The sequence below is a fragment of the Flavobacterium sediminis genome (assembly GCF_003148385.1).
In the GTDB taxonomy this organism is placed as follows: domain Bacteria; phylum Bacteroidota; class Bacteroidia; order Flavobacteriales; family Flavobacteriaceae; genus Flavobacterium; species Flavobacterium sediminis.
Window position 1 is genome coordinate 2,668,294 of record NZ_CP029463.1, and the last position, 16,735, is coordinate 2,685,028.

The 16,735-nt window shown below is 35.9% G+C and carries 12 protein-coding genes and 2 pseudogenes; 6 read left to right on the forward strand and 8 right to left on the reverse strand.

The features are described from left to right. Window positions 1–78 precede the first annotated feature (78 nt). The 3 genes from DI487_RS12315 to DI487_RS12325 all read right to left on the reverse strand — a co-directional run bounded on the left by DI487_RS12315 (window position 79) and on the right by DI487_RS12325 (window position 6,381). Window positions 79–870, reverse strand: coding sequence for an SDR family oxidoreductase (locus tag DI487_RS12315; RefSeq protein ID WP_109569919.1), 792 nt, complete (start codon window positions 868–870; stop codon window positions 79–81). 112 nt (window positions 871–982) lie between these two features. Continuing rightward, complete coding sequence (locus DI487_RS12320) at window positions 983–3,391, reverse strand: alpha-ketoacid dehydrogenase subunit alpha/beta (RefSeq protein ID WP_109569920.1); 2,409 nt, start codon at window positions 3,389–3,391, stop codon at window positions 983–985. A 179-nt stretch (window positions 3,392–3,570) separates the two neighbouring features. Then, complete coding sequence (locus DI487_RS12325; protein WP_245896386.1) at window positions 3,571–6,381, reverse strand: gluzincin family metallopeptidase; 2,811 nt, start codon at window positions 6,379–6,381, stop codon at window positions 3,571–3,573. A 188-nt stretch (window positions 6,382–6,569) separates the two neighbouring features. On the opposite strand from DI487_RS12325, the gene DI487_RS12330 reads away from it, so the two are divergent. The 3 genes from DI487_RS12330 (at window position 6,570) to DI487_RS12340 (ending at window position 9,711) form a co-directional block, all read left to right on the forward strand. After that, window positions 6,570–8,567, forward strand: coding sequence for an endonuclease (locus DI487_RS12330; RefSeq protein ID WP_109569921.1), 1,998 nt, complete (start codon window positions 6,570–6,572; stop codon window positions 8,565–8,567). Window positions 8,568–8,681: 114 nt separating this feature from the next. Further along, window positions 8,682–9,260 (forward strand): TetR/AcrR family transcriptional regulator, encoded by a 579-nt coding sequence (locus DI487_RS12335; protein ID WP_109569922.1) that lies wholly within the window; start codon window positions 8,682–8,684, stop codon window positions 9,258–9,260. 40 nt (window positions 9,261–9,300) lie between these two features. Next, window positions 9,301–9,711 carry an OsmC family peroxiredoxin gene (locus DI487_RS12340; RefSeq protein ID WP_109569923.1) on the forward strand — a complete coding sequence of 137 codons (411 nt, stop codon included), beginning with the start codon at window positions 9,301–9,303 and terminating at the stop codon, window positions 9,709–9,711. Between the two features lie 60 nt (window positions 9,712–9,771). Here DI487_RS12340 and DI487_RS12345 read toward each other — a convergent pair whose 3' ends face one another. Together DI487_RS12345 and uvrA are read right to left on the reverse strand one after the other, a co-directional pair. Continuing rightward, window positions 9,772–10,497: an LOG family protein gene (locus DI487_RS12345; RefSeq protein WP_109569924.1), complete on the reverse strand. Its 726-nt coding sequence runs from the start codon at window positions 10,495–10,497 to the stop codon at window positions 9,772–9,774. A 34-nt stretch (window positions 10,498–10,531) separates the two neighbouring features. Then, window positions 10,532–13,362 (reverse strand): annotated as a pseudogene (gene uvrA / locus DI487_RS12350) (excinuclease ABC subunit UvrA). A 153-nt stretch (window positions 13,363–13,515) separates the two neighbouring features. On the opposite strand from uvrA, the gene DI487_RS12355 reads away from it, so the two are divergent. After that, the gene (locus DI487_RS12355; RefSeq protein WP_109569925.1) at window positions 13,516–13,902 is read left to right on the forward strand and encodes a SpoIIAA family protein; all 387 of its coding nucleotides are present in this window, start codon (window positions 13,516–13,518) and stop codon (window positions 13,900–13,902) included. Then, complete coding sequence (locus tag DI487_RS12360) at window positions 13,899–14,114, forward strand: hypothetical protein (protein WP_109569926.1); 216 nt, start codon at window positions 13,899–13,901, stop codon at window positions 14,112–14,114. The genes DI487_RS12355 and DI487_RS12360 overlap by 4 nt, the downstream gene beginning before the upstream one ends. Window positions 14,115–14,148: 34 nt before the next feature. Here DI487_RS12360 and DI487_RS12365 read toward each other — a convergent pair whose 3' ends face one another. The 3 genes from DI487_RS12365 to DI487_RS12375 form a co-directional block, all read right to left on the reverse strand. Next, window positions 14,149–15,045, reverse strand: a complete 897-nt coding sequence (locus tag DI487_RS12365) for a 3-hydroxyacyl-CoA dehydrogenase (RefSeq protein WP_109569927.1) — start codon at window positions 15,043–15,045, stop codon at window positions 14,149–14,151. Window positions 15,046–15,065: 20 nt separating this feature from the next. Next, entirely contained in the window at window positions 15,066–15,509 is a 444-nt protein-coding gene (locus DI487_RS12370; RefSeq protein WP_109569928.1) for an acyl-CoA thioesterase, read from the reverse strand. A 177-nt stretch (window positions 15,510–15,686) separates the two neighbouring features. Beyond that, window positions 15,687–15,968 carry a hypothetical protein gene (locus DI487_RS12375; RefSeq protein WP_109569929.1) on the reverse strand — a complete coding sequence of 94 codons (282 nt, stop codon included), beginning with the start codon at window positions 15,966–15,968 and terminating at the stop codon, window positions 15,687–15,689. A 327-nt stretch (window positions 15,969–16,295) separates the two neighbouring features. On the opposite strand from DI487_RS12375, the pseudogene DI487_RS16705 reads away from it, so the two are divergent. Next, a pseudogene (locus DI487_RS16705) lies at window positions 16,296–16,714 on the forward strand (DMT family transporter). Window positions 16,715–16,735: the final 21 nt, after the last annotated feature.

Below are 16,735 nucleotides of genomic sequence, written 5' to 3' on the forward strand. Positions count from 1 at the left end.
TTAGTTTGTTCTCTTAAGTTTCAATTTAGATAGCCGATTGGTATTAATAAATGGGGTTAAAAGGGGTATTTATATTTTTTAAACATTACCGTATGCATTGGATTCTCCGCCATCAATAGCCAATACTTGTCCGTTAACATAGGAACACTCTTCACTCAATAAAAAAGCAACAACATTTGCTACTTCTTCAGGAATTCCTAATCGTTTTGTCGGATTAGCTTTAGCATATTCCGTTTCAGCTAATTTCGGATCAGCAGGGTTTACCTGCTTAAAAGCTTCAGCAACCATAGGTGTCAAAATAGCACCCGGAGCAATGGCGTTGGTCATAATGTTGAACTTTCCGTATTCTAATGCAGCATTTTTGGTCATGCCGGCTACAGCATGTTTTGTTGCCACGTACGCAGTCTGGTTCACAACACCTCGGATACCTCCTACAGATGCAACATTAACGATTCGTCCGTAATTTTGTTTTTGCATAACCGGAATGATATAACGCATTCCGTAATAGACACCTAAAAGATTGATATCAAGTACTTTTTGGAATATGCCTAAATCGTATTCAGTAAGAGGAGCTTGTCGCCCTTCGATTCCGGCATTGTTGTAAAAACCATCAATACGTTTGAATGTATCTAAAGTTTTTTGTACATAGTTTTTGACTTGTTCTTCTTTGGAAACATCGGCAACTACTGTAAGAATACCGGTACCGGGAAATTCTTTTAAAATTTCTTTTTCTGCTTCGCGAAGGGCAGATTCGTTGTAATCGACTAAAGTAATATTAGCCTTTAAGTCGGCTAATTTTTTGGCGGCAGCTAAGCCTAAACCCATAGCTGCTCCTGTAATTATAATTGTTTTGTTTTGAAAGGTACTCATAATACAATAACTTTATATAGTTTAGCTTACTATATAAAGTTACGCATTATAAATCAGTACAGTAAATTATTAAAGTAGTTTAAGATAACTTTAATAAAATATTTACATTTGTTTAGTATAAATCAGGATATCTTGATGGATTAACTTCGTGCATGATAGCATATATTTTTTCATAAACATCTTCAACACTAGGTTTAGAGAAATAATCTCCGTCAGTCCCATAGGCCGGACGATGTTCTTTAGAAGTTAAAGTTTGCGGTTCGCTATCTAAATATTGATAAGCATGCTGTTTTTCTACTACTTGTTGCAAAATATAGGCACTGGCTCCGCCCGGAACATCTTCATCAACGACTAACAATCTATTGGTTTTAGCGACACTTTTTACAATATCATGGTTGATGTCAAAGGGTAGAAGCGACTGTACATCGATGATCTCAACATTGATACCTACTTCAAAAAGTTCTTTTGCTGCTTGCTCAATGATTCGCAATGTAGAGCCATAAGAAACAACAGTGATATCACTTCCTTCTTTAATTGTTTCAACGATTCCTAAAGGTGTCTTGAACTCACCTAAATTTACAGGAAGCTTTTCTTTTAAACGATAGCCGTTCAGACATTCAATGACTAAAGCAGGTTCGTCACTTTCTAATAAAGTGTTATAAAAGCCGGCTGCCTGAGTCATATTTCTGGGAACTAAAACATACATTCCTCTGATAGCGTTAAGGATCATTCCCATTGGTGATCCAGCATGCCAGATACCTTCCAGACGATGTCCTCTTGTTCTTACGATCAAAGGAGCTTTTTGGCGGCCATAGGTTCGATATTGCAAAGTGGCCAGATCATCACTCATGATTTGGATAGCGTATAATAAGTAGTCTAAATACTGAATTTCAGCAATAGGACGTAATCCGCGCATAGCCATTCCTATTCCTTGTCCCAAGATCGTAGCTTCACGAATTCCGGTATCAGAAACGCGGAATTCACCGTATTTCTCTTGCATTCCTTCCAAGCCTTGGTTTACATCACCGATATTTCCTGAATCTTCTCCGAATATAAGTACATCAGGATGTTTGGTAAATAATGCATCAAAATTGTTTCGAATGATCAAACGGGCATCCACAGTTTCGCTGTTTTCATCATAAGCAGGTGCAACCGCAGGGATATTAGCAATGCTTTTAGCCGATTGTGAATACAAATGAGAACTGAACTTTGGCTGTGTCTTAGCCATAAAATCTTTAATCCATTGTACTAAAGTCGGTTTACCATCTTCATTGATGACTAAACGAAGTGCTTTTCGTGCAGTGGTAATAACATCTTTATTGATAGGTTCTTTGATGGCTAATAGATCAGTAGCAAATTTTTGCAGGAATACACCGTTCGGACTTTTTTGCGCTAAATTTGTTAATAAATTAGCCAAATCTTGTTGTTCCTCTTTAATAGGTTTTATAAAGTTATTCCATGCTTCTTTTTTTCCCTGAAGCACTTCTTTTTTAGCCGCTTCATCAATAGCATTAATATCTTCTTCACTGGCTATATTGTTGGAAATCATCCATTTTCTCATTTGAACGATACAGTCATGTTCACTTTCCCATTCTAAACGTTCTTTACTTTTGTAACGTTCATGACTTCCGGAAGTGGAATGACCTTGAGGCTGGGTTAGTTCCTGAACATGGATTAGAACCGGAACGTGTTCCGCACGTGCCAGAGCACCGGCATTTTGATAAACTTCTACAAGACTCGGGTAATCCCAACCTTTAACGGTAAAGATTTCATAACCGTTTGTATTTTCGTCTCTTTGAAAACCTTTTAAGATTTCAGAGATACTTTCTTTAGTCGTTTGATATCTTGCTGGGACAGAAATACCATAAGCATCATCCCAAACACTCATAACCATAGGTACTTGTAAAACTCCGGCAGCATTAATCGTTTCAAAGAATAAGCCTTCAGATGTAGAGGCATTACCGATCGTTCCCCAAGCTACTTCATTTCCTTGATTTGAAAATTGTGTATGATTTTCCAATCCTTTTACGTTGCGATAAATCTTTGAGGCTTGCGCTAATCCTAATAAACGAGGCATTTGTCCGGCAGTAGGAGAAATGTCTGCACTGGAGTTTTTTTGTTGGGTTAGATTTTTCCAGTTTCCGTTTTCATCTAAGCTATGTGTAGTGAAGTGTCCGCCCATTTGACGACCGGCACTCATTGGTTCCAGATTAATATCGGTATGTCCGTATAAACCGGCAAAAAATTCAGGAATACTTAATAGTCCTAAAGCCATCATAAAGGTTTGGTCTCTATAATAACCCGAACGGAAATCACCGTTTTTGAAAGCTTTAGCTAAAGCTAATTGTGGAACTTCTTTACCATCTCCAAAGATTCCGAATTTTGCCTTACCTGTTAAAACTTCTCTGCGCCCTAAAAGGCTACATTCTCTACTGATAACGGCAATTTTGTAATCATTGATTACTTCCTGTTTGAAATCTTCAAACGACAGAACTTCTTTTTCGATCGGTTTACTACTCATATTTTGTAACAAATTGGATTGTTACAAATGTAAAGAAATAGCCTGTAAAAAGCAATAGGGAAGTGGCTTGATTTTTTGTATTTTGTAAATTTTCCTTTTATTGTTTGAAAAAACATCAAAAAAAACAAATAAAACAGTGTTTTTGTTGAATTAATAATAATCAGAGGTTCTAAAAAATATTAAAACCATTTTCGGGTAAATAACGAAATTAAAGTTTTTGGTGAGAGGGTTACCACAAATCGGATTCTTTGATTATAGTCAGGATCATTTAATTCAAAACCGTTAGAGGAATATACCGGAAAGAATAACTCAAAATAATCGGGAACCAGATTGAGGTGTATTCCGGAATCATAGACAAACTTTGTGTTAAAATTTTCGTTCTTGAATGCACCTACATCGCCATAAACCTGTATCCAGTTCCAAATATTAAAAGCGGCATTAGTTGTAACCATCCATTGGTTAGCATATCGGGTTCCGAAAATAGATTTAAACCCTCCTTCCGCATAAACAAATTGTTGACTGTATAATCCGGTAGTTTCACTTCTTCCTAAAAAGTTCTCTTCAAACATGTAGTCAGTTGGGCGATCCAGTCCGAAACTGAAATAGTCAGAAGTTGTGCTTCTGTACAAAAAGGTTCCGGCAAAAAAGCGTAAGGTGATCTGACGGTTGTTTTCAAACAGTTTCCTATAGTGTAGCACGGCAGAAAGTTTGCCGAAAGAATTAGCAACTTGTAGATCGGTCAATAAACTGTAAAGTTTAGTGCCTTCAGCTTGATAATTACCGTATTTGGCATTAAAAACGCTATAGTTGTCTGTATTGACATCTGTTATAACCGGCGAACTTTCCCTGTTGATGTACAGTTGGCGTAATTGTATGTATTCACTTTTATTTGTTCTGAAGTTTTTATCCCGAAGAAAGAATTGTACGCTCGGACTAAAATTGGTATAGCGAGCATTAGGAGCATAATGGAATTGGCTTCCTTTTAAAATATAGCGAACTTTATAGAGCTTGCCTTCTTCGCGAATGTTGTTGTCATATATGGCAGAAAACTTACCGACAACAGATTGTGTATTAGGAGAATAGAAAGGCGCTGCACTAAAAGTAAAAGGTTTGTTCAAAATGGATTTGTTGCTGACATTTAGCCCTAAAGCCATGCCATCGTAAAGGTTGTATTCAAATTCAGGAACATATAAGATCTGGTTGTAATAGGGATCTTCCAGATCCTTGAAAAAATTGAACTTAAAAGGTCTGTTGTTAAAAAAGAATCCTTTTAAAGATTTCCAGTTGTTACGTAAGTTATATTCCGGAATTTCATTGTGGTAATTCAAGGTTAATTTGTCGGCTTCATAATTCGGAAAAACAAGAGTAGTATCAGTTGTAATGTTTTCAATCCATTTTTTGTACACGACTGTATCATTCTTAAGTTCATAAAAGGAAATCGGAACATTTGTTCTGGTCTTGTTTTTAATGGTAACCTTAATGGAATCACTAGATTTTTTTACACGACCAAACTTGTAATCAATCAGATCACGGGAATCAACCAAGGTGGTAAAAAACCAATCAATATTCTTGGGACTGTTCTTCTTTAAAATGTATTCCAGATCATGAGAACTGGTTTGGGTTATTTTATTTAAGGCTAAAAAATCCTGAATACTTGTATTGACAATATTGTGTTCTAAGTAACTATCTAAATACTTTAAATTTAATCCCGATCGGTATTTACCGGATATCTGCTCGTTGAATTTAATCAGCTTTTCTTTGGAAGAGCCTATGGGTTGGTCTAAATTCTTACGTGCCATCAGCATGTAGAGGTAGTTGAATTGTTCGTTAAACGGAAGGTTGATAAAATTATAAGATTTCAGAAGCTTGATCTTTGACAAATTTCCGGTCATCTTCATATCCGGATGAAATGTATCAATATACTGCATCATCGTATAGATCTGAATACCGTCATAAATCCAGTTGTACATTCTGGGATTGGATTGGATATTAGCCTTGAGATAGTTGTTCAGATACGTTTTCAGGAACATTAGTTCAAACATGAATTCATCAGGATAAGGACTTAAGAATGCAGGCAACTGATTTAAACCATAAAAAGGCTGACGTTTATAATCCTCGTTGGAAACTAACAGTTTCGGAACGGAAGAGTTGCCTAGTTTTTCTTGTACGAATCGGGTAATCTTGTCAATTACAATTGCTTTTTGATAATCGTCTAATCTTGAATTTTCAATACTGCAATCAACTTCTATGACATCATTTTTAAAGATGTGATTAATAGCTGTCGGAGAAATAATTAAGGAAACATCCTGGTAGTTTTCGCCGGATAGCAAATAACTTCCGGTAGCATCAATTGTTTCAACTTTTAGATTGGAAGCAATATGGAAAGTTTCGGGAATAGTAATACGAATAGAGTAATCTGCGATAGTATTTGATATATCATCCAGATTTTCATTACTGTAAGTAATAAATTTTTTATTACTGAAAAGAGCAGGAGATAAATACCAGTTTTTCAGATACAATTTGTCATTATCAAAACCATATTGTGTAAAACGGCTATTAGGCATTTTAACAATGTAAGTCAATCGAATAAGTTGGGATTGAAAAGGGAGTAGTGGTTTATTAAGGTTTAAAGTTATGATGTCAATGTGTTTTGCAGCTCGTTGCCAATGCAGTTCCTTAAAGTTTTCATCTGAAACAGCTTTAATATCAGTATAACCGCGATCATTTTCAGACGCTAAGTGAAAACTACGATCAAATTCATCTGAAAAGCGTTTGGCTAAAGCTGAATTCTTGGAAGAAAAAGCATTGTTCCAATCGTTTAGAACAATACTTTGAAGTGTATCATTCGTAGAATTGAAATATTCGATTTCCTGCTGGATGTATAATAAGTGCGCTTCTGTATCAGCTTTAACATCAAGCCGTAATTTATGTTGGGCAATTCCGCCCGTAATGCAACAGAAAAACAGATAAAATAAAAGGTTCTTTTTCACGGACTTTTTTATAATAAAGATTACAATAATACTAAAAAGTTGCGTAACTCATCGTTAAACTTACACAAATGCTCTTTTTTAAAGCTTAACAATAGCTTAAAATAGGATTAAACTAAAAATTAAACAAGAAATAGCTTAAGTTCTTTAAGAAATTAAATATCTTTGAAAGAATTATAATGTCCCAAAAAATGATAAAAAAATTACTTTGCATAGTAACCTTTTTATGCTCTACTGTTATTTTTTCACAAGTTGTTATCAGCGAATTAGATGCTGATACTGCCAGTACAGATGTTTTGGAATTTGTAGAATTACATTCTGCGACACCTAATTATGTTTTAGACGGATATGTGTTGGTCTTTTTTAATGCAACTTCTTCCGGAACAGGAGTTTCCAGTTATTATGCAATCGATTTAGATGGATATACTACTGATGCTAACGGAAACTTTCTGATCGGAAATGCACAAGTTTCTCCTTCACCGGTAATTGTTATTCCTAATAATACGATCCAAAACGGTCCGGACGGAGTAGCACTCTATTTAGGTAACGATACAGATTTTCCTTTCGGAACTGCTGCTACGGCCTCTAATGTAGTGGATGCTTTAGCTTATTCAAATAGTTCTACAACGCAGCCAACGGCTTTAATGTCGATTTGGGGATTGTCTGTTTGTGTAAATGAAAATCAAAATAGTTCAGGTTCCAGTCAATCCATTCAGTTGTTAAACGGTAGTTATGTTGTTGATACGCCCACGCCGGGTATGAATAATGACGGAAGTGGAATAGTATTCAATTATATAACAGTGACAACTTCTCAGACCTCTTATAATGAAGGTGAAAATTTTGATATTGTTTTTACAACAAGTCAGCCCGTTCAAAATCAAAATTTAATTATGAATTTTTCATTGACGAACGGCAATTTTTCAGTAAATGATTTTTCAGGCGCTTTGACGGTTTCTATCCCGGTTGGTTCATCTACTACGTCTACAACCATTAGCTTGTATGATGACGGAACAGATGAAGGCGATGAAGAAGCTTTGTTCCAGTTTCAATCATTACCTTCAGGTTATATTGCCAATAATGACAATTTTATTATCCGGATTTATGATATTAATTTTGCGACTGATCCTTGGGGAACACCTCTAAATCCTACGTATGGAGTGTGTGCACCACAAATTCCGGCAGGTTATTATGATGCTTTGGAAGGACTTTCAGGAGCAGCATTGAAACAAGCATTACAAGATATAATTGCAGATCCGGCTGTGGTAAGATTACAAAGTTATGCGGATATCTGGGATATTTTAAAAGATGCTGATCGTAATCCCGAAAATAACAATCAAGTTTGGTGTGTTTATACAGAATCGCCAATGGCGAAATTAGATCAGCAAAATACCAGTAGTATTGTCGGAAAATGGAATAGAGAACATATCTTTTGTCAGTCAAGAGGCGGGTTTGAAGTAGCAATGGGAGATACGGCTGACGGAATTAATGTTTGGAATACAACCGGACCGGACAATACGGTAGACGGAATTTCTGATGCACATCACTTAAGAGCGGTGAACGGACAAGAGAACTCATCAAGGAACAATAAAAATTACGGTACAGTCGCCTCCGGAACGGTTTATGCCGGACCAACAGGAACTCAAGGTTCTTGGAGAGGAGATGTAGCCAGAGCATTGTTTTATATGGCTGTTCGCTTCAATGCTTTGGATGTGGTTAATGGCGATCCGAGTGAGTATTTGTCTGACGGAACAACCCCTTCAGGGGAAATAGGAGATCTGGCTACTTTGTTGAATTGGAATACACAAGACCCGGCTGATGATTATGAAATGAATCGAAATAATGTCGTTTATAATTGGCAGATGAATAGAAATCCGTTTATTGATTATCCTTTATTAGCAGATTATATTTTCGGTTCTCATTACGGAGATCCTTGGTCTTTTGCTTTAGCAAATGAAAATTTTATTGCAGATGCTGTTAAGGTGTATCCCAATCCGACTACAGATTATTTAATGATTTCAGGTTTAAGCGGCACTTCTACTGTAACTATTTATACTTTAACCGGACAGGCTGTTTTAGAGCAGACTTTTGATTCTCAGATCAGACTTACGATGGAGCTGGCTAAAGGAATGTATTTGGTAAAAGTGAAGAATAACGGAAATGAAGCGATCAAAAAAATTGTAATTAAATAAGTTCAGAAACTTATACGTTATATATCGGGAAATGTAAACTGTTTCCCGATTTTTTTAAATTAATTTTGTACTAATTGGTACAATTTGTATATTTATACTGAAAATCAATGAGAAATGGCAGGAAGACCCAGAATATACAATGCAGATCAAGCTTTAGATAAAGCAATTGAAGTTTTTTGGCAAAAGGGCTATGAGAACGCATCATCAGATGATTTGCTAAAAGCTATGGGAATAGGGAAAGGAAGCTTTTATTTGGCTTATAAAGGAGGAAAACAAGAGCTCTTTCAAAAGTCACTGGATCGGGTAATGGATCACCATATAAAAGCGTTTAAAGATAAAATAGAGCTATCGGAGCATCCTTTAGAGGAAATAAGAGTTTTCTTTTATGAAATGGCAGATCCGGAAACTAATTTAGGAAAGTATGGTTGCTATTTTGCAAATGCTTTGATACAGGTTAGTGACAAAGATTTAAAATGTTCAGCCGAAAAACAATTGAGAACTCTGAAAGATATTTTCGTAAAAGCACTTGAAAAAGAAAAGATGCAAGGAAACTTAAAAACAGCTGTGACTCCTGATTTGTTAGGACTACATTTATTAAATCTTTGGAGTGGGCTTAACGTAACTCGAAATACAGTAAATGACAAATCAGAATTAAAGATGCTGATCGAAATGAATTTACGTTGCATACAATGAGACTAATGTAAAACTATGAATTAACTAAAAACAATAAAGAATGAAAAGAAGAGCAACTGCCGTGTGGAACGGCGACATTAAAACCGGGGGAGGGCATTTAACCACTCAAAGTACCACCCTTAACAAGACACAGTATTCGTTTAACAGCCGTTTTGCAGACGGTGTAGGGACAAATCCGGAAGAACTTTTAGCGGCGGCTCATGCAGGCTGTTTTACAATGAAATTAGATTTAGATCTTTCTGAAGCAGGTTATACGGTAGAATCACTGGAAACACAATCAGTAGTTACAATTGATAACGGTGTGATCACACTATCAGAACTGACATTACAGGCTAAGATTCCGGGAATAAGTGAAGAAGAATTCCAGAAAGTAGCTAGGAATGCAGAGAAAACCTGTCCGGTAAGTAATGCTTTTAGTTTTGAAATAAAGCTGACTGCAACTTTAGTTTGATTTAGGAAGTATTAAAAAAAGTTACTGCTTAACACAGATTAAGCAGTAACTTTTTAATTTTTAGAAATTCGGAGATAAATTGTATTTTTTGTAGAAAGTATCTAAAGCGTCTAACACTTCATCTTCAGTATCTACAATTTTGAATAAATTAAGATCTTCCGGACTAATATTGTGGAATTTTTCTAACAGTACCGCTTTAACCCAATCCATCAAGCCTTCCCAGAACTCAGAACCAACTAAAATGATAGGGAATTTAGCAATCTTTTTAGTCTGAATTAGCGTTATAGCTTCAAACAATTCATCCAAAGTACCGAAACCACCCGGCATAACGATAAATCCTTGTGAATATTTGACAAACATTACTTTGCGGACAAAGAAATAATCAAACTGCAAGTTTTTGTCGCGATCGATATACGGATTGAAATGTTGTTCAAAAGGCAATTCAATGTTCAAACCTACTGAAGTTCCCCCGCCGTAGTGAGCCCCTTTGTTCCCGGCTTCCATAATACCCGGACCTCCTCCGGTGATTACACCATAACCGGCTTTACTGATTTTATAAGCGATCTTTTCTGCTAAAAGATAATATCTGTTGTCAGATTTAGTACGTGCCGAACCGAAAATAGAAACACAGGGACCGATTCTTCCCATTGACTCGTAACCGTTTACGAATTCAGACATGATCTTAAAGATTGCCCATGAATCGTTAGTTCGTATTTCGTTCCAAGTCTTTTGTTTGAATTTTTCCTGTATTCTGTGGTCGTCGTTTTCGTATTGCTCTAATGCCATAGTCTTTTCGTCTTTTTAAAATTAAACAAGCCCGCTAAGATAATTCTTTTTTCAAAAATTGTGCCGTATAGCTCTTTTTATTTTTGATAACTTCTTCAGGAGTTCCGGTTGTGACTACCTGACCGCCTCCTTTTCCACCTTCATAGCCAATGTCAATGATATAATCTGCTATTTTAATAACATCGAGATTATGTTCGATAATCAAAACCGTATTGCCTTTATCGACTAATTTCTGTATAACATTCATTAAAACTCGAATATCCTCAAAATGCAGACCTGTTGTGGGTTCGTCTAAAATGTAAAATGTATTTCCGGTATCTTTCTTGGAAAGTTCGGTCGCCAGTTTTACCCGTTGTGCTTCGCCACCTGAAAGGGTGGTACTTTGTTGACCTAGTGTAATATATCCTAAACCTACATCCTGAATAGTTTTGATCTTTCTGTAAATTTTCGGGATGTTTTCAAAGAAAACCACTGCTTCGTTAACAGTCATGTCCAATACGTCTGAAATGGATATCCCTTTGTAGCGGATCTCCAGTGTTTCCCGATTGAAGCGTTTTCCCTGACAGGTTTCGCATTCAACATAAACATCCGGCAAAAAGCTCATTTCAATAGTTCGTACACCTGATCCTTCACAGGTTTCACATCTTCCGCCTTTAACATTAAAGCTAAAGCGTCCCGGTTTATATCCTCTGATCTGAGCTTCCGGAGTTTGGGTAAATAAACTGCGGATTTCAGAGAAAACATCTGTATAAGTTGCGGGATTACTGCGTGGCGTTCTACCGATAGGACTTTGATCAATATCGATAACTTTGTCTATGTGTTCCAATCCTTCTATTTTGTCATAGGGCTGCGGTTTTTTGACCGCATTGAAGAAATGAGCGTTTAAAATAGGGTAGAGTGTTTCATTGACTAAAGTCGATTTTCCACTACCGGAAACCCCGGTTACACAAATTAGTTTTCCTAAAGGAAACTCAACGGTAACATTTTTAAGGTTATTCCCCTTAGCACCGTATAATTTTACGGTTTTTCCGTTGCCTTCACGACGTTTTTCAGGAATTTCGATCTTCATCTTGCCGCTCATGAATTGTGCGGTAATCGTGTTTTCTTTTAGCAACTCTTTCGGTGTTCCCTGACTAATGATCTTACCGCCAAAACGTCCTGCTTTCGGTCCGATATCAATTACATGGTCAGCACGCTCGATCATGTCTTTGTCATGTTCAACAACAATAACTGAGTTTCCAATATCGCGCAGACTTTCTAATGATTTGATGAGTCGTTCGTTATCTCTTTGGTGTAAACCAATGCTCGGTTCGTCCAAAATATACAGTACACCTACCAGTTGTGAGCCGATCTGTGTCGCTAAACGGATCCGTTGGGCTTCCCCACCGGATAGCGATTTAGAACTTCTGTTTAGTGAAAGGTAGTTCAAGCCGACATCCAGTAAAAACTGTAGGCGTGTAGTGATCTCTTTTAAAATTTCAAGAGCAATGGTTTGCTGTTTTTCCGTAAGATGTTCCGGTAAACCTTTAAACCATTCTGACAGTTCAGCGATGTCCATTTGGGCTAATTCGCCTATATTTTTGTCATGAATCTTAAAATATAGTGCTTCTTTACGCAAACGTGTTCCATGGCACTCCTGACATTCGACTTCATCCATGAATTCTTTTGCCCAGCGTTTGATACTTTGTGATTCGGATTGTTCGTATTGATTCTTGATAAAATTAGCAATTCCTTCAAAATCAATTTTATAGTCTTTAGTAATTCCCATCACTTTAGAAACTACTGAAAATTTTTCATTGCCACCGTTCAGGATCATTTCCATTGCTTCCTGAGGAATCGTATCAATAGCATCAGTTAATTTGAATTCGAATTTCTGAGCAATGATTTCCAATTGTTTGAAGATCCAGGAGTTTTTATAGTCGCCCAAGGGCGCAAAACCACCGTTCTTGATCGATGCTTTAGGGTTGGGAATGATTTTTTTAAGGTTAATTTCATTGGTTGTGCCTAAACCGTTACAACATTCGCAGGCGCCTTTCGGAGAGTTAAATGAAAAGTTGTTGGGTTCGGGATTCGGATACGAAATACCGGTTGACGGACACATTAAATTTCGACTGAAATAGCGTACTTCATCACCTTCTTGTTCCAATACCATTAAGATATCATCGCCGTGATACATTGCGGTTTTAATGCTTTCGATAAGGCGCTTTTCAGTATCTTCATCATTTTTAACAGCAATCCGGTCTATTACAATTTCTATATCATGAGTTTTGTATCGATCTACTTTCATGCCGTATTCCAGATCTCGGATTTTACCATCAACACGTACTTTCACGAAACCTTGTTTTGCAATTTGCTCGAATAGTTCACGGTAATGACCTTTTCTGGAACGAATAACAGGTGATAAAATATTGATTCGTTTGCCATTGAAGGTTTCAGAAATCAATTCTTTAATTTGTTCATCTGAATAGGAGACCATTTTTTCTCCCGTATTGTAACTAAAAGCTTCACCCGCACGTGCATATAACAATCGCAAAAAATCATAGATCTCTGTAATAGTTCCTACTGTAGAGCGGGGACTTTTGCTTGTTGTTTTCTGTTCGATGGCAATTACAGGCGACAGACCGTCGATCTTATCCACATCCGGACGTTCTAATCCTCCTAGAAATTGTCGGGCATAAGCTGAAAAAGTTTCTATATAACGGCGTTGTCCTTCGGCATAAATGGTATCAAATGCTAACGATGATTTTCCGGAACCGGAAAGCCCGGTAATAACTACCAGTTTTTCTCGGGAATGATTACGTCAATATTCTTTAAATTATGGGCACGAGCGCCAATAATTTCAATAGTTTCTTCTGTGTTGTTCATGTTTTTTGGCCAAAACGCAAAGATACAAGTTTATAGGGAGAAAAACTAATCACTTTAACAGGCAAAAAAAGAGAGTGTTTAGCAATATAAATGTGAGTTTTTTAGTAAATTTATGGCTAAGAAATCTGTTTTTTTAATATAAAAAAGAAGATCATGATAGAACAATTAGAAACTTTTAAAGGAAATACATTAGCTTTTGAGGTTATAGACGGATTTACAGAGACAGATGAAAAATTGGCTCAAAAGTTCTTTCAGGAAAAATTAGATATGGGGTTTTCATTTGTAAATGTTTTGATTAAACTGGATGAAATGAAAATCAGTAAAACAAGTAGTAAAGCTTTTATGGAAGATATAATTTGGACTTTGAGGAATTATAAGCAAATGGGACATCTTGCAATTGTGGCTCATTCTAATATTTTAAAAGCATTGGTTCCCATTGATAATTTATTTTTTGAAAGAGCAAGTAAAGAAAGGTATGAAAGGTATTTTGATGTTTCTCAGATGGAAGAAGCAATGAAATTTGTCAAATCAACTTTATGAAAAAGATATTTGTTTTAGCAATTGTTTTTTCGCTGTTTAGTTTCAGTTCGGAAAATAAGGATACTTCGGTAGTTTATGTTTGCGGGAAAAGTGAAATTTATCATCAGGTAAAGTCGCATGCCGCTTTAAAGCGTTGTAAGTCGGATATCACAGAAATGACTGAAAAAGAAGCACTAGATGCGGGGAAAAGAAAATGTAAATGCAAAGGATAAAAAAAGAAGCCTGAGGGCTTCTTTTTTTATTTCCTTATTTCAAAAAATCTTTGTCTTTATAAGCAGGATCAGGGTATTTATAGAATCCTTCTCCGGTAGCAACACCCAGTTTGCCTTTGTCAATAAAATTTTCCTTTAAAAACGCAACGGTTTTGATTTTAATCGGATCCTGAGTTTTATCCGCAGCCATTTTATTGATGTTATAAGCAGTTGTAATACCAACGACGTCTAATATTCCAAACGGACCAACAGGTGCTCCGGTTGCAACCATCCAGGTCTTGTCAATGGTCTTGACATCAGAAACGCCATTTACCAACAAATTAGTTGCAGCACCTAACAAAGGAACCAAAAGGGAATTCAGAATATATCCCGGTTGTTCTTTGTAGAGTGGAAGAGCAATCATCCCGATAGCTTTAGCAAAGTCGACCACCTCATTAAAAACCTGTTCATTTGTTCCGGGATGTCCCATGATCTCAGCAGTATTATGTTTCCAAATTTCGTTAGCAAAGTGTAAAGCAACGAATTTTTCAGGACGTTGGGTCGCTGCTGCAAATTGACTGGGTAACAGGGTAGATGAGTTAGTAGCGAAAACTGTTTTTTCAGGTGCTACTACTGCTAATTTTTCATAGAAACTAATTTTAATCTTCGGATTTTCCGGTACAGCTTCAATTAATAGGTCGGCATCTTTTACAGCTTCTGCCAAGTCAGAGCAATAGCTTAAATTTTCAAAAGTGGCTTTCAACTGTTCGTCAGTAGCTTGTAAATCATGGATATAAGCTTTACTTAGCCTGTCAAATTTAGCTTTGGCTTTGTCCAGAACTTCGTCGTTAATATCGTATACTGTTACTTTAAATCCATGAAAAGCAGTTTGGAATGCAATTTGGTATCCCAAAACACCGCTTCCTGCTACAGTTACATTTTTAAAATTCATAATTTGATAGGTTTAAAATATTATTGTAAAGCGGGTTCGTAAGTCGTTAAATCAGTTCGTAGCCAATCCGGAATCTCAATAGATTTTCCCAGTGTTGTATCAATTAATACTTGCGTACTTTTTCCTTTTGCGTGAACAATTTCATTTCCATCTTTACCTAAACTCGTAATTAAGTATTCGATTTCAAAACTTTTAGAACCTAAAGATGAGGTTCTCAACTTGATAGTAGGTTGAACGGCAGTGAGTTTTAATTCTTTATAATAGTCACATTCTATATGCGCAATGACAAACATATTTTTAGTCCAATCCCATTGTTTACTAACTGTTGGCATATAATGACCGCGTCCGATTTGGAAATATTCGAAATAGTAGACATTATTTACATGACTTAAGGGGTCTAAATCATTCCAACGGATAGTTAGAGGTAAGGAAAATTTAAAATCTTGAATATTGATGTTTTGCATAATTATGGTTTTTCGATGTAAAAAGTATATCAAAAATAAGATTTTGCTTCTAAATAAAGGATGAATGGGAAAACTTATTAGGAGAAAATAAAAAAACAACCCAAATAATGGTGTGTTATCTGGATTGTTCCTAATAGCTTGTTTAATTACTATACCTAGAGAGGCATGCAATTATGTTTATAAACAAGTTAAAACTTGAGTAGAGGGAACGGAAACCTTTCCCGCATGAGTTCCTCCGAATTGATCAATAAAGTTCTGAGCACAACTGTAGGTGTTGAAATAGGCAGTAGTGCCAGGACTTGAAGGAATATTATTTACAGAGAAAGCAGTAACATAAGTAGTTTTTACTTCTTTAGTAATACTGGTTTCTTTAGACGAAACTTCTAAACTGTTGTTACTGTAAGAAGTTGAAGCTAGTAATGTAGCAAATAAGGCAGCTGTTAAAAAGACTTTTTTCATAATAAAAAACTTTAAAAGGTTATAAAATAGTTATGTAAATAAATTAATTTATTTTTTACTTTGCAAGTAAAATCTTTTATTTTTAGTTTATTAATGTGTTAAAAATGTATGTTTTTATTTACTTTGTATTCATCTTAGATAAGATGAAAGAAGAATTTCTTTTTATTTTTAACCGGATTACTTGGGTTTGACTTTGTATTAAAAGGAGAAAAGTTATTAAAAGGTTTTGTGTAAAATCAAACGATATTTTAGCTTATTTAGATCTAACTTTAGCTATATTAGCAAAAATATACAAGAATGAATACAGATAAGCTACTATGGATTGTAATGGTACTTATAGCAGGAGCTTTTTTACCTATTCAAGCCGGATTGAACTCCCGATTGGGAAAAGCAGGGGAAAGTCCGGTTCATGCTTCAACCATTTCTTTTGTTGTAGGAGCAGTTGCTCTGATCTTATATCTTGTGGTAACTAAACAAACCGTTTCCTGGTCCGGTATAAAAGCAGCACCCTTTTATTTGTGGATCGGGGTATTCTGGGAGCTTTTTATGTTACAGTTATTATTTTAGCATTTCCTAAATTAGGTCCTGGCTTAACTTTTGGATTAGTAGTTGCAGGACAAATGATTTTCTCTGTTTTATTGGAACATTTCAATGTACTAGTAGCGCAACAGCAGCCCATTAGTATAGGAAGAATTATAGGGATGCTCATGGTAGTGATCGGAGTTATTATAATGAAGAAATTTTAGAAGATTAAATAAAAAATAAAT

Bases quoted from the DNA above. Each gene is read 5' to 3' on its own strand.
- DI487_RS12365 (WP_109569927.1), bottom strand. From the start codon at position 15,045: ATGAATTTTAAAAATGTAACTGTAGCAGGAAGCGGTGTTTTGGGATAC.
- DI487_RS12345 (WP_109569924.1), bottom strand. From the start codon at position 10,497: ATGGCATTAGAGCAATACGAAAACGACGACCACAGAATACAGGAAAAA.
- DI487_RS12315 (WP_109569919.1), bottom strand. From the start codon at position 870: ATGAGTACCTTTCAAAACAAAACAATTATAATTACAGGAGCAGCTATG.
- DI487_RS12355 (WP_109569925.1), top strand. From the start codon at position 13,516: ATGATAGAACAATTAGAAACTTTTAAAGGAAATACATTAGCTTTTGAG.
- DI487_RS12330 (WP_109569921.1), top strand. From the start codon at position 6,570: ATGATAAAAAAATTACTTTGCATAGTAACCTTTTTATGCTCTACTGTT.
- DI487_RS12375 (WP_109569929.1), bottom strand. From the start codon at position 15,968: ATGAAAAAAGTCTTTTTAACAGCTGCCTTATTTGCTACATTACTAGCT.
- DI487_RS12340 (WP_109569923.1), top strand. From the start codon at position 9,301: ATGAAAAGAAGAGCAACTGCCGTGTGGAACGGCGACATTAAAACCGGG.
- DI487_RS12370 (WP_109569928.1), bottom strand. From the start codon at position 15,509: ATGCAAAACATCAATATTCAAGATTTTAAATTTTCCTTACCTCTAACT.
- DI487_RS12360 (WP_109569926.1), top strand. From the start codon at position 13,899: ATGAAAAAGATATTTGTTTTAGCAATTGTTTTTTCGCTGTTTAGTTTC.
- DI487_RS12335 (WP_109569922.1), top strand. From the start codon at position 8,682: ATGGCAGGAAGACCCAGAATATACAATGCAGATCAAGCTTTAGATAAA.
- DI487_RS12320 (WP_109569920.1), bottom strand. From the start codon at position 3,391: ATGAGTAGTAAACCGATCGAAAAAGAAGTTCTGTCGTTTGAAGATTTC.